The following is a 13,099-nucleotide window of genomic DNA, read 5'->3' as shown; positions in this document are numbered from 1 at the left end:
CCTGAAATTTTGATATCTATTATCTAAAGAAAGGGAAACCACCAGTACTTCCCCTCTTCTTCATACTTTTTTCCATCCCTGAGAATTTTTTCATCATCTTTCTCATTTCTTCAAATTGCTTTACAAGCCTATTTACATCTTGTACAGTAGTTGCACTACCTCTTGCAATTCTTTTCTTTCTAGATGCATTTAATACTCCTGGATTTCTTCTTTCTTCTCTAGTCATAGACTGAATTATCGCTTTTACTTTAACTATTTCTTTATTGTTAAAATCTAAATCTTGAGCTTCCTTCATACCACCCATACCTGGTATCATTTCAAGTATTTTGTTAAGTGGTCCAAGCTTTTTTAATTGCTCCATTTGATCTAAGAAATCTTCAAAGTCAAATTCTTGTTTTTTGAATTTTTGTTCAAGCTCTTTTGCTTTATCTAAGTCTATTGACTCTTGAGCTTTTTCTATTAAACTTAATACATCACCCATACCTAATATTCTAGATGCCATTCTATCTGGATGGAACGGTTCTAAATCATCTAATTTTTCACCCATACCTGCAAACTTTATAGGTTTTTGAGTTACAGATCTTATAGATAAAGCAGCTCCACCTCTAGTATCTCCATCTAGCTTAGTTAAAATAACACCATCTATGCCAAGTGCATCATTGAAGCTTTCTGCTACATTTACTGCATCTTGACCAGTCATTGCATCTACAACTAATAGTATTTCATGTGGTCTAACTTCAGATTTTACATCTTTAAGTTCACCCATCAAAGCTTCATCTATATGAAGTCTACCCGCTGTATCTATTATAACTAAATCGTTGTTATTTTTTTGTGCATGTGATAATGCAGCTTTAGCAATATTTACTGGACTTTCTTTGTCTCCCATACTAAATACAGGAACTTCTATTTTTTCACCTACAACTTGTAATTGCTTTATGGCTGCAGGTCTATATATATCACAAGCCACAAGTAATGGCTTTTTGCCTTGTTTCTTAAAATATCTTCCAAGTTTACCAGATGCAGTAGTTTTACCTGCCCCTTGAAGACCTACCATCATTATAACTGTTGGAGGTTTAGAAGATATCATAACTTTACTTTGAACATCTCCCATTAAACTTGTAAGTTCTTCATTTACTATTTTTATAACATGTTGTGCAGGAGTTAAACTTTGCATTACTTCTTGCCCAACAGCTCTATCTTGTACTTTTTTTATAAAATCTTTAACTACTTTGAAGTTAACATCAGCTTCTAAAAGAGCCAATTTTACTTCTCTCATAGCATCTTTTACATCTTTTTCATTAAGTTTACCTTTTGATTTAAGCTTTCCAAGTGCTCCTTGAAGCTTATCTGCTAATCCTTCAAATATCATTTTAACATCTCCCTACATATTTCTTCTATATTTTCTATATTAGGGATCAAATTAGCACAATCTTTATTTTGCAATAAGTATTGTTTAATGTCAACAATTTTATCATATATTTCTTCGATGAATTTATCTTTTTCATTTAGCTTAGCTACTAACCCTAATTTACTTTCATAGTCTTTAAGTATTTTTTCAGATCTTTTTAGAGTGTCATATATTCCTTGTCTAGATACCCCTAAATTTTCACTTATTTCACCTAAAGAATGATCTTCATCATAGTATAAACTAACTATTTCTCTTTGTTTTTGTGTTAATAGCTCTTTATAAGTTTCAAATAATATTCCAATTTCTACAACCTTATTTAAATCCATCTTAACACTTCCTATTTAACTATACTGTAAAGGTTATTTCCTTTACACTATTGTATTTTATATTATATATAATAACTTGTCAACATATATTTATAAAATGCTAATTATTCTCCAAATAATGCATCTGCAAAAGCTTTAGAATTAAAATCTTGTAAATCTTCTACCTTTTCTCCAACACCTATTAATTTTACAGGAACATCAACTTCCGATTTAACAGCAAGTACCACTCCACCTTTAGCTGTACCATCTAGTTTGGTAAGTACTATACCACTTATATTAGCAACTTCTTTAAATGTCTTTGCTTGTTGTACAGCATTTTGACCAGTTGTAGCATCTACAACTAATAATATTTCTTTTGTAGCTTGTGGATATTCTCTATCTACTATTTTAAATACTTTTCCAAGCTCATTCATTAAATTTGTTTTATTATGAAGTCTTCCAGCTGTATCACAAAGTAATATATCTATATTTCTAGCTTTAGCTGCCTTTACAGCATCAAATATAACAGCACCTGGGTCAGCTCCTTCTTGATGCTTTATTATATCTACACCACTTCTATCTGCCCACACTTCTAATTGTTCTATAGCTGCAGCTCTAAATGTATCCCCTGCTGCTACTAAAACACTCTTTCCTTCTTTTTTAAATCTGCTAGCAAGTTTTCCTATTGTAGTTGTTTTTCCAACTCCATTTACTCCTACCATAAGTATTATAGATGGTGAAGGTTCTATATTTAGTTTGCTATCTTCATCATCTAATATATTAGAAACTATTATTTTTAATTCTCCTCTTACATCTGATACATCACTTATTTTTTTAGTTTTTATTACATCTCTTAATTCCTCTATTATTTTCATAGTAGTATTAACACCTACATCAGCAGTTATTAGAACTTCTTCTAATTCCTCAAGTAATTCTTCATCTACTTTAGTGTAAGACTTTAATACATCGTCTATTTTACCTGTAATTCCCTGCTTAGTTTTAGACAAACCTTCTTTTAATCTGTTAAACCAGCTTGTTTTTGTAGACTCTTCTTCTAAGCTATCTTCTACTACCTCTTCTATTAGCTCTTCATTATCTACAGTTTCTTCTATTTCTTCTTTTATATCTTCTTCATTTTCTTTTATAATTGCTTCTAGATTGTTTTCTGCTTCTTCTTTTATTTCTTCGTTATCTACTACCTCTTCGATTTCTGTTTCTTTTGCATCTTCATTATTTTCTTCTATAATTGCTTCTAAGTTACTATCTAATTCTTCTTTTATTTCTTCTTTTTTCTTTCCAAATCCAAATATTTTCTTAAGCAATAAAATCCCTCCTATACAGCATCTTCTGTTAGTTCTCTTGCTTGTTCAAGTTTTAAACTTACAACTTTAGATATTGCCTTTTCTTCCATAGTAACTCCATATATATAATCTGAAGCTTCCATAGTCCCTCTTCTGTGAGTTACTATTATAAATTGAGTATCACTAGATAGTTCTCTTAGAAATTCTCCAAATCTATGTATGTTTGCATCATCTAAAGGTGCTTCTATTTCATCTAAAATGCAAAACGGAGTAGGTTTGGCTATAATAATTGCAAATAATATACTTATGGCTGTTAATGCCTTTTCTCCTCCTGACAGTAAGTTTATGTTTTTCATTTTCTTACCTGGAGGTTGTGCTGTTATCTCTATATCACTTTCTAATATATTGTGTGGATTACTTAATCTTAATTCTCCGTAACCACCTCCAAATAACTTTGAATATACAACTTTAAAATTATTATTTATTATATCGAAATTTATTGCAAATTCCGCTTTCATATTTTCTTCTAAATCTTGTATTAATGTCTCTATGATTTTTATAGACTTTTCTAGATCTATTTTTTGTTCATTATAAAAATCATATCTTTCTTTTATTTCTTCGTATTTTTCTATTGATTCTATATTTACATTTCCTAATTTTTTTATACTATTTTTTAGACTTTCTATTTTCTTTTTATCAATAATAACATTGTCATCTTTTATTTTTAAAGCTTCATCAAAAGTTATTTCATAATCTTCCCATAACTTATTATAATAGCTTTCTTTATTTGATTTAATTCTTTCTATTCTGTTTTGTATTTTGAACATACTTTCTTTTAATTCCATATACTGTCTATCTATATGTCTTAATTCTAATTGAATAGAACCTAAATCATTTCTTAAACTACTTCTTTGAAGTTTCATTTCTTCAAATTTTTCTTGTATGTCTTTTATTTGTTGTATAAGATTTTCTTTTTCTACTTTTGCCAAAATCAACTCTTCACCTAAAGTATCTTTATTGCTCATGTCATAACTAATTTGATTTTTATAACTTTCTAAATTGTAATTTAATACTTCTAATTCCTTTATTATTCTACTTTCATCTTTTACTTGATTTTCATAAACCTGGTTATTTCTAGCTAATTCTAAATTTAATAAATAAAGTTTTTCTTTGTCTTGTTCATATATAACTTTATATTTTTCGCTTTGCATTGTTAATTTTTTAATTTCACCTTGTTTTTGGCTATGTTGTGTTTCTAAGTTAGATATTTCTATTTGCAACTTATCTATACCTTCTATTGTATAAGCTAAGTTTTCATTTAATCCCTTATTTTCCTTTTCAAACTTTAATCTACTCTCTTGTAATAATTTTATTTCTTCTTCGCCATTAACTATATTAGCACCAAGCGTTGCACTATATTTTTCGCATTTATTTAACTTATCTTGTATTTCATTTATAACATCTAGGTTATTATCTAGCTCTTTTTGTAGTTCTTTTTCTTGTTTTTCTAGATTAATCAATTCAACTTGTTCATTTTTTATATTAATTTCATACTCTTCTATTAATCTCTTTCTAGACAGTATATTACTAGTATTCTTTGTACTCCCTCCTGTAAGAGAGCCCCCTGGATTAAATACTTCTCCATCTAATGTAACTATTTTGTATTTATGATTAGTAGATTTCCCTAACTTAATAGCGATATCTATATCTTTTACTAATATTGTTCTTCCTAGAATATTTTCAATTATATTTTTATACTTATTATCTACTTGAACAACTTCACATGCAAGACTTAAGTATCCGTCTATATTTTTCAAGTCCTTTTCATCTATTTTGTTTTCTTTTATTATATTAATAGGCAAAAAAGTTATTCTTCCTAAGTTGTTTTTCTTTAAGTATTCAATTGCAGACTTTGCTGTATTTTCATTTTCAGTTATTATATTTTGGACAGAACCTCCAAGTGCAACTTCTATTGCCTTTTCGTATTGTTTTGAAACTTTTATTAACTGACCAAGCGCACCATAAATACCTTCTAGCTTTGTATTTTTGAGTATTTCTTTTACACCTTTATTAAAACCTTCATACTGATTTTCCATTTCAACGTATATATTTAACTTTGAGTTATATTCGTTTATTTTTAATCTAGTATTGTTTATTTTGTTTTCAATATCTTTTATATTATTTTTTATATTATCCGAATTTTTTATTTCATTATTCTTATTAAAATTTAATTTTTTAATTTCATCACTATTTTCAGTCTTTAAGTTAATATAATTTTTTAATTCTAATTCTTTATCTTCTATTTTCTTTTGTAAATACTTTAGTTCTTCCTGTATATTTTTATCTCTATTATTTATATTATCTAAATTTGCATTAAACCCAGACAGTTTATTACTTAACTTATGTTTTTTGTTTAATAATTCTATTACTTCATCTTTTAAATTTTCTACTTTTGTATTTATATCATGTAAGTTAATTTTACAATCATTATTAGAAATAGCTACACTATCCCTTTCATCAGTAAGTTCTTTTATAGTTTTGCTTAATTCTAATTTAGCAACCTTAATATTTTCTAAGTTCTTTTTATTTTCTTCTATGGTTTTATTTATATTTTGTATATCACTTTCTTTTCTCAATTTATCATTTTCTATATTGTTTATTTTTTCATTTAACAAAATCATGTCTGCATCTTTTTTATCTATAGAAGATTTTATTTTATTTATATGTTCACTTGAGTTATTTATATTTTCTTCTATTTTATCTATATTTTCTTGTATATTGTTTATTGCTTCTTCCCTAATATTCTTATCTTGCTCTAAAGAATTTAGTTGCTCTTGCAATACTTCATTATGACTGTTTACTTCTTTTGATTGTCTATCGATATCTTCAATTTCTTTTATATAATTATTTACTTGTAATACCTTTAAGTCTTCTTGTAACTCTATATATTTTAAAGCCTTATTTCTTTGATTCTCTACTGGCTTTAGTTGATTTTCTATTTCCAAATATATATCATTTATTCTATCTAGATTTTCTTTAGTATTTTTTAGATTTCTTTCTGCTTCTTGTTTTTTATATCTATATTTTGATATTCCGCAAGCTTCATCAAATATTTTTCTTCTATTGTGTGGGCTATTGCTTAATATTTCGTCAACTTTTCCTTGCTCTATAATAGAGTATCCATCTTTTCCTATACCAGTATCTAGAAGTAATTCTCTTATATCCTTTAGCCTACATTGTTTATTGTTTAAGAAAAACTCACTTTCTCCACTTTTATAAGCTTTTCTTTTAATTGTAACTTCACTAAAATCTATGTTTAGTATATTATCTTTATTATCTATTGTAAGTTCTACTTCACAGTAGTTCATGTGTTTTCTAGTTTCAGATCCCGCAAATATAACGTCTTCTAGCTTATCGCCCCTTAAGCTCTTTATACTTTGTTCTCCTAGTACCCATCTAACTGCATCTGATATATTACTTTTTCCACTTCCATTAGGTCCAACTATAGACGTTATACCATTTTTAAATAATACATCAGTCTTATTTGGGAAAGATTTAAATCCTTTGAGTTCTAGTTTTTTTAAATACAAACATACTCACTCCATTCATGTCAAAACTATAGATTATACATACTGAATAACTCTTTATATATAAAATCTACAGTTAATAAAATACTTTTTCTGTCATCTACTATAATTTCTAATTGATCTAAAGTAAAATCACTTTCTAATGTTTTTAAAGTAACATTGTATTTTTCCTTTAGATATAAGTTATTTGATTTTTTATTTCCGATAATCTTAGATATATTTTTTTTATTAAGCTTGATTATTATATTTTTACATGCATTATTTTGATTTATTATAGTTTCTAAATAATCTCTATACATTCTACTTTCAATAAGTTCCCTAAGAGCTGGGTGATAAGGCCCTTCTATTACTTCTTTGCCTAGCCTTATATCTTCAGTAGGCTGAAGTCCTACTCTTATAACATTTATTTTATTTATATAAAATAAAACTAATAATTTTTTTGCTAAATCTATAGTTTGTTCTATATTTAAGGGTTTGTATTTGTTGTTTTTAAGTAGTATTTCAAGTCCGGTATCCCTAACTACTAATGTTGGATATATTCTAACAAAATCAGGACTTAGATTTATAAATTTTCTAGCAGTATAAAGACTTTTTTCTTCAGTATCCGAAGGTAGTCCTATCATCATCTGAAGACCTAGTTTAAATCCGTATTTTTTAATTAAATTAGCACTATACTCAACATCAGTATCACTATGACCTCTTATACTATCTATTAAGACGGTCTCATCTAAAGACTGAACACCTAGTTCTATTATTGTAACTTTATGTTCCTTTAGCATAGTTAATATTTCATCATCTATACAGTCTGGTCTAGTAGATAATCTAATATCCTTTATGATCCCTTTTTCAAAATAACCTTTTGCAACAGATAATAACTCTTTTTGAATATTTGTATCTATAGCTGTAAAACTCCCACCAAAGAAAGCTACTTCTATATGAGTATCTTCATCTATAGTTTTTAGATATTCCCTAATAGTATTTTCTACATCAGTACTAGTTACATCTGTAGATACACCAGTTATCTTTTTTTGATTACAAAATATACAGTCGTGAGGGCACCCTTTATGTGGCACAAATATAGGTATTATCCTTCTTTTCATATTAAATCATCCTTCTTATAGCTTGTTTTGCTGCAGCTTGTTCTGCTTCTTTTTTACTTTTACCTTCACCAATACCTAATATGTTTTTATTTGATATTACCTGCATGATAAAAGTTTTATTGTGATCTGGTCCTTTTTCATCTATTATTTCATAAGCTATATTAACTTGTCCCTTACTTTGTAATACTTCTTGTAAGTGAGTCTTATAGTCTCTAAATATTTTTCCTCTTATAGAATCATCTATTATATTTTTCATGAAGCTAAGAACAAATTCTCTTGATTTTTCAATTCCTCCATCTAAATATATAGCTGCTATAATAGCTTCAAATGCATCTGCAAGTATAGATACACGTTCTCTTCCGCCAGTTGCTTCTTCGCCTTTTCCAAATAGCATATAGTTTCCTAAGTTAATATTTTTTGCCGCTTCATTAAGTGACTCTTCACATACTATATTTGCTCTTAACTTAGTCAATTCGCCTTCTGGGAGATCTTTTTCATTGTTAAATAAGTAATCACTTATTATTATTCCAAGTACAGAGTCTCCTAGAAATTCCAGTCTTTCATTAAAAGAAAAGTTTTTATGTTCATTTGAGTATGAACTATGGGTTAATGCTTCTATTATGTATTCTTTCTTGTTAAAATCATACTTTATTATATTTTCAAACTCCGATACATTTCTGAATATATCATCATAATTTCTCATATATTTTACCTCCGAAGAAATAATTCCTAACTTATAGTTTACTATTTTTCAGGTATTATTGCAAAGTTTTATAATGTTTTTCAATTGAAAAATGGCTGCATATAGCAGCCATTTTAAATATTATTTTATTAATACCCTATTATTCACCTAAATCTGCATCATCTATTTCATCTGAAGTTAATATTATTCCTTTGCAGCTTGGACAAACTACATCTACGTCGTCATCGTATAATAAATCTTCATCTATCTCTACAGTTTCTCCACAGTTAGGGCATTCCATTTCTAAATATTCGAATTCTTCATCATCATAATCTTCGTCTTCATCTTCATATAAATCATCTTCAACATCTGCTAAATCTTCGTCAATTGATTCAGCATACTCCATTAATTCAGCTTGTTCTTCATCTAGCTCAACTATAGCATCAGCAAAGTCATCTAAAACTTCTACTATTCTATTTATCATTTTGCCTTCTTTACTTTCGTTGCTTATATCTAACCCCTCAGCTAACCCTCTTAGGTAAGCTACTTTTTCATATAAATGTTGCATATTACTACCTCCCGTGTAAATATCAAAGACTAAAATTAGCTTTGATTTAGTTTTATAATAAAAAGCTTATATATCTATTATTGAGACATATAAGCTTTTCTATACATTAATTATTAAACTCTTGATAAATAATCGCCAGTTCTTGTATCTATTTTAATTTTATCTCCAGTATTTATAAATAATGGAACATGTACTACAGCACCTGTTTCAACGGTAGCAGATTTAGTTACGTTACTAGCAGTATCGCCTTTTATTCCTGGTTCAGTTTCTGTTACTTCTAATTCTACAAAGTTTGGAGCTTCAACTTGGAAAGCGTGTCCTTGATAGAATCTAATAGTAGCAGATTCGTTTTCTTTTAAGAATTTTATAGCATCTTCAACTTGATCATAGTTTAAAGGCACTTGATCATATGTTTCGTTGTCCATGAAGTAATATAAGTCACCATCATTATATAAGAACTGCATTTGCTTAGTTTCTATATTAGCTTTTGGGAATTTATCACTTGGGTTAAAAGCTTCTTCTCTTATAGCTCCAGTTTTTAAGTTTCTATATTTAGTTCTTACGAAAGCAGCACCTTTTCCAGGTTTAACGTGTTGAAAATCAACTATTAAACATGGGTAATTATCCTTTTCAAAAGTAACTCCTTTTCTAAACTCACTTGCTGATACCATCTTGTTCCCTCCATCATTATGTTATTTAATTTTAAATTTAAACTATTTAACTTGTAATTCTATTAATTCTTTTGGAGACTTATTTAAAACTTTACAACCTTCTTCTGTTATAACTATTAAGTCTTCTATTCTTACTCCGCCAAATCCTTCTATGTATATACCTGGCTCGTCACTTGTTACCATTCCATTTTCTAATGTATTTACACCTAAAGAATTTACATTTGGCATTTCATGTACTTCAAGTCCTATACCATGACCTAATCCATGTCCGAATTTATCGCCATAACCAGACTCAGTTATAATATCTCTAGCTACTTTGTCAAGTTCAGCGCCTGTCATACCTGCTTTAGCTACTTCTATAACTTTCTTTTGTGCTTCTAATACAACGTTGTATATTTTCTTTTGTTCGTCTGATGCTTTTCCTACAACTATTGTTCTCGTCATATCTGAACAATATCCATTGTATATACAACCGTAATCAAGGGTTACAAAGTCACCTTCTTCTATAACTTTATCAGATGCAACTCCATGAGGCATAGAAGATCTAAGTCCTGATGCAACTATAAAATCAAATGAAGCACCAGTTGCACCTTTTTTTCTCATGAAAAATTCAAGCTCTAATGCTACATCTTTTTCTTTAACACCTGGTTTTATAAATCCTAGTATATGTTCAAAAGCCTCATCTGCTATTTGAGAAGCTTGGGCTATTTTTTCTATTTCCTCAGAATCTTTAACTGCTCTTATATTAGTTATAAGACCTTTTAAAGGTACAAACTTTATATTTTCTAAAGTTGAGTTGTAATTTGAATAAGATGAAAAGCTCATATAATCATCTTCAAATCCCATATTTTTTATATCCATATCTTTTAAATAATTAGTTACAGGATTTGTTCTAGATATTTCTAGTATTTCAAAGCCTATGCATTGCTCTTTTACTTGTTGAATATATCTAAAATCAGTAAAGAATATATTTTTTTCTTTTGTTATTAAAACTATTCCAGCAGTTCCAGTAAATCCGGATATGTATCTTCTATTTTGAGGATTTTCTATTAAGACAGCATCTAAATTAATCTTTTCCATTTCTTGTTTAAGTTTATTTATTCTCTTATTCACGAGTTAACCCCCTTAAATAATTGTTAATAATTTGATTTTTTTACCATTTTATTAATATAATACCATATCTAACTTAACTTGGATAGTATTTCACTTGTTACTTTTTGTATATTTTTATCATTTATATTTATTTCTATATCGCAAATTTGTTTATATACATCATATCTTTTGCTTAAAATTTCATCTATTTTTGTTTCTAAATTGTTATAATCTCTGAGTAGCGGTCTATCTATATTGCTAGATTTTATATGTTTTATTATAGTATTTTTATCTCCATTTAGCCATATTATTGTACCTATTTTCTTTAATATAGGTATATTTTCTTTTCTTACTATTATCCCACCACCTGTAGATAATATTATATTTTTTTTATTTATAGTATTTTTTAATATGTTTGTCTCCAAATCGCGAAAATAATCTTCTCCCTTTTTTTCAAACATATCGCTTATTTTCATTTTTTCATTTTTTTCTATTTCTATATCAGTATCTATGAACTCAAAATCTAATTTTTTGGATAACTCTTTACCTATTGTAGTTTTCCCAGTAGCCATAAATCCTATCATTACTATGTTTTTCACAATCTTAACCCCCATAGTTTTTTAAGTTAACTACAAACTCATTTTCTATATTATTATTTTTTTTGGATAAATACAATCTTATTTTAACAAAACTTCCATTATTTAGATTTTCTATTTCTATATTATCTATATAATCTCCTAATTCATATCCAGGTGATATACAGTTCTTTCTATAAAATAACTTTTTAGTGTATGGATTTAAATAAAATTCATCACTTCTTTTATCTATATTGTATTTTATAGAAGTGACTTTTTCTTTAGCTAAATTATCTATGTTAATTGTTTTATTATTTATAGTTTTTACACTTATTATATTAGAAGCTCTTATTAACCTAGATCTTATATGATTTTTAATAGTATAACCTTGTTGTTGAATTTCTATATTGTTTTGAATTATATTTAACGAATTTAAATTAAAAAACACTAAATTATATACCATTCCTATTATCAAACTAAGAATAGCTAGATACATTATACTCTCTAACAATAAAAACCCTCTTTTTTTACTCATATATACCTTCTTTTAATAATACTCTTCCGCTAAATGGAACTATAGTTATTTCTGTTTTTTCACCTTTATATGTTACAGTTATAGTCTCTCCATTTTCACCTATAGCCCCATCTTGTCTAAATATAATTTTACTTATTTTATTGGATATGATAGTGTTTTTAGGTAGGGAAACTTCCTTTATATCATTGCCCCCTTCACGCAAAATATAAGATATTACATTGTTTGTATTTTTATAATATATATATGTAGAAAAATCAGAGCTCATATTTCTAGCTCTTACGTACCTTATGTCTGAACACAATTGCTTTGTAAATGAATTTACTTTATATTTATCTATGTAGAAGTTTGATAGCACTATAGAAGATATCATAGTAATTATTCCTAGAGTTATTATAAGCTCTATTAAAGTCACATTCCTTCTCTTTTCATATTTTATTTCAACTCCATATAATCAGTTATTTTTACTAAATCTTTTGAATTAGAATCTATACCATTAGGTGTAGCTATATTAAAATTTACAGAAATATTTTTTTCAATTATACCTTCTTTATAAGAAGAAGAAACTTTGAATTTAATATTACTTTCTTCTAAATAAATATCATTACCTGTAATATCTAGTCTGATGCTGTCAATATTTATGTTTTCTATTGATTTTATAAAGTTTTGTTTGTTATTTCCAAGGAAATAACCATAAAATTCTTCATTTGATTCACTACAAGATTGTATAGCATTTTCAACTTCATATATAACCTGACCATATGCTATGTCAATTCCACCGTCTGCCTTATAAAAATTTTTAGTAGATAGATAGTCTAAATTTTGTATGCTATAATTTGTGGTACTTAAGGCAATAGCAGTAGTTATTATTAAACTACACATGCCAAAACACATAATTGTCATTAAAAGCGATGAACCTTTTTTTCTCAATTTATCACCTTATAACTTTCAACTAATATTTGATTTTTGTCTTTTGTAACTTTTACTTTTATTTTAATACAATTATTTAAATTATCTATGTTTATAATATCAGTGTTTATATTATATCCATTAATAGTAAAACTTTTTTCTTTGTAATTCATAAGATTTTCTATGTTACTATTTTTTATTTTTTCTATATACTCCCCGGCTATACTCGTCATATATATTTTATCTTCACCTAGTTTTGTATATCTATAGCTATTTATCATACTAGATAACATCGTAAGAGATATTATCCCTATAATTGCTATGCTTATTACACTCTCTAAAAGCATAAAACCATTTTTTCTCAATTTA

At 27.3% G+C, this 13,099-nt stretch carries 14 protein-coding genes; all 14 read right to left on the bottom strand.

Features of this window, described 5'->3' with window-relative positions:
- Positions 1 to 19 precede the first annotated feature (19 nt).
- Positions 20 to 1,369, bottom strand: coding sequence for a signal recognition particle protein (ffh, locus tag BS62_RS00830; RefSeq protein WP_496489337.1), 1,350 nt, complete (start codon positions 1,367 to 1,369; stop codon positions 20 to 22).
- The gene (gene ylxM / locus BS62_RS00825) at positions 1,366 to 1,734 is read right to left on the bottom strand and encodes a YlxM family DNA-binding protein (RefSeq protein ID WP_496489336.1); all 369 of its coding nucleotides are present in this window, start codon (positions 1,732 to 1,734) and stop codon (positions 1,366 to 1,368) included. The genes ffh and ylxM overlap by 4 nt, the downstream gene beginning before the upstream one ends.
- Positions 1,735 to 1,838: 104 nt before the next feature.
- A complete protein-coding gene (gene ftsY / locus BS62_RS00820) occupies positions 1,839 to 3,035 on the bottom strand; it encodes a signal recognition particle-docking protein FtsY (RefSeq protein WP_496489335.1) in 1,197 nt (398 codons plus the stop codon).
- A gap of 11 nt (positions 3,036 to 3,046) precedes the next feature.
- Positions 3,047 to 6,604: a chromosome segregation protein SMC gene (smc, locus tag BS62_RS00815; RefSeq protein WP_496489334.1), complete on the bottom strand. Its 3,558-nt coding sequence runs from the start codon at positions 6,602 to 6,604 to the stop codon at positions 3,047 to 3,049.
- A 26-nt stretch (positions 6,605 to 6,630) separates the two neighbouring features.
- The gene (locus BS62_RS00810) at positions 6,631 to 7,701 is read right to left on the bottom strand and encodes an elongator complex protein 3 (RefSeq protein WP_496489333.1); all 1,071 of its coding nucleotides are present in this window, start codon (positions 7,699 to 7,701) and stop codon (positions 6,631 to 6,633) included.
- A gap of 1 nt (position 7,702) precedes the next feature.
- Positions 7,703 to 8,404: a ribonuclease III gene (gene rnc / locus BS62_RS00805; protein ID WP_496489332.1), complete on the bottom strand. Its 702-nt coding sequence runs from the start codon at positions 8,402 to 8,404 to the stop codon at positions 7,703 to 7,705.
- Between the two features lie 139 nt (positions 8,405 to 8,543).
- Positions 8,544 to 8,951 (bottom strand): CD1247 N-terminal domain-containing protein, encoded by a 408-nt coding sequence (locus BS62_RS00800; RefSeq protein ID WP_496489331.1) that lies wholly within the window; start codon positions 8,949 to 8,951, stop codon positions 8,544 to 8,546.
- A gap of 113 nt (positions 8,952 to 9,064) precedes the next feature.
- Positions 9,065 to 9,622, bottom strand: a complete 558-nt coding sequence (gene efp, locus BS62_RS00795) for an elongation factor P (RefSeq protein WP_496489330.1) — start codon at positions 9,620 to 9,622, stop codon at positions 9,065 to 9,067.
- A gap of 42 nt (positions 9,623 to 9,664) precedes the next feature.
- A complete protein-coding gene (locus tag BS62_RS00790; RefSeq protein ID WP_496489329.1) occupies positions 9,665 to 10,735 on the bottom strand; it encodes a M24 family metallopeptidase in 1,071 nt (356 codons plus the stop codon).
- A 68-nt stretch (positions 10,736 to 10,803) separates the two neighbouring features.
- Positions 10,804 to 11,313: a shikimate kinase gene (locus BS62_RS00785; RefSeq protein WP_496489328.1), complete on the bottom strand. Its 510-nt coding sequence runs from the start codon at positions 11,311 to 11,313 to the stop codon at positions 10,804 to 10,806.
- Between the two features lie 4 nt (positions 11,314 to 11,317).
- Positions 11,318 to 11,824: a hypothetical protein gene (locus BS62_RS00780; protein ID WP_496489327.1), complete on the bottom strand. Its 507-nt coding sequence runs from the start codon at positions 11,822 to 11,824 to the stop codon at positions 11,318 to 11,320.
- Positions 11,817 to 12,236, bottom strand: coding sequence for a hypothetical protein (locus BS62_RS00775; RefSeq protein ID WP_496489326.1), 420 nt, complete (start codon positions 12,234 to 12,236; stop codon positions 11,817 to 11,819). Before BS62_RS00775 ends, BS62_RS00780 begins: the two co-directional genes overlap by 8 nt.
- Positions 12,237 to 12,256: 20 nt before the next feature.
- Positions 12,257 to 12,751, bottom strand: coding sequence for a hypothetical protein (locus tag BS62_RS00770; protein WP_496489325.1), 495 nt, complete (start codon positions 12,749 to 12,751; stop codon positions 12,257 to 12,259).
- Positions 12,748 to 13,095, bottom strand: coding sequence for a hypothetical protein (locus BS62_RS00765; RefSeq protein ID WP_496489324.1), 348 nt, complete (start codon positions 13,093 to 13,095; stop codon positions 12,748 to 12,750). Before BS62_RS00765 ends, BS62_RS00770 begins: the two co-directional genes overlap by 4 nt.
- Positions 13,096 to 13,099 lie beyond the last annotated feature (4 nt).

The organism is Sporacetigenium mesophilum DSM 16796 (genome assembly GCF_059569055.1).
This window is presented reverse-complemented; position numbering and strand designations above follow the sequence as displayed.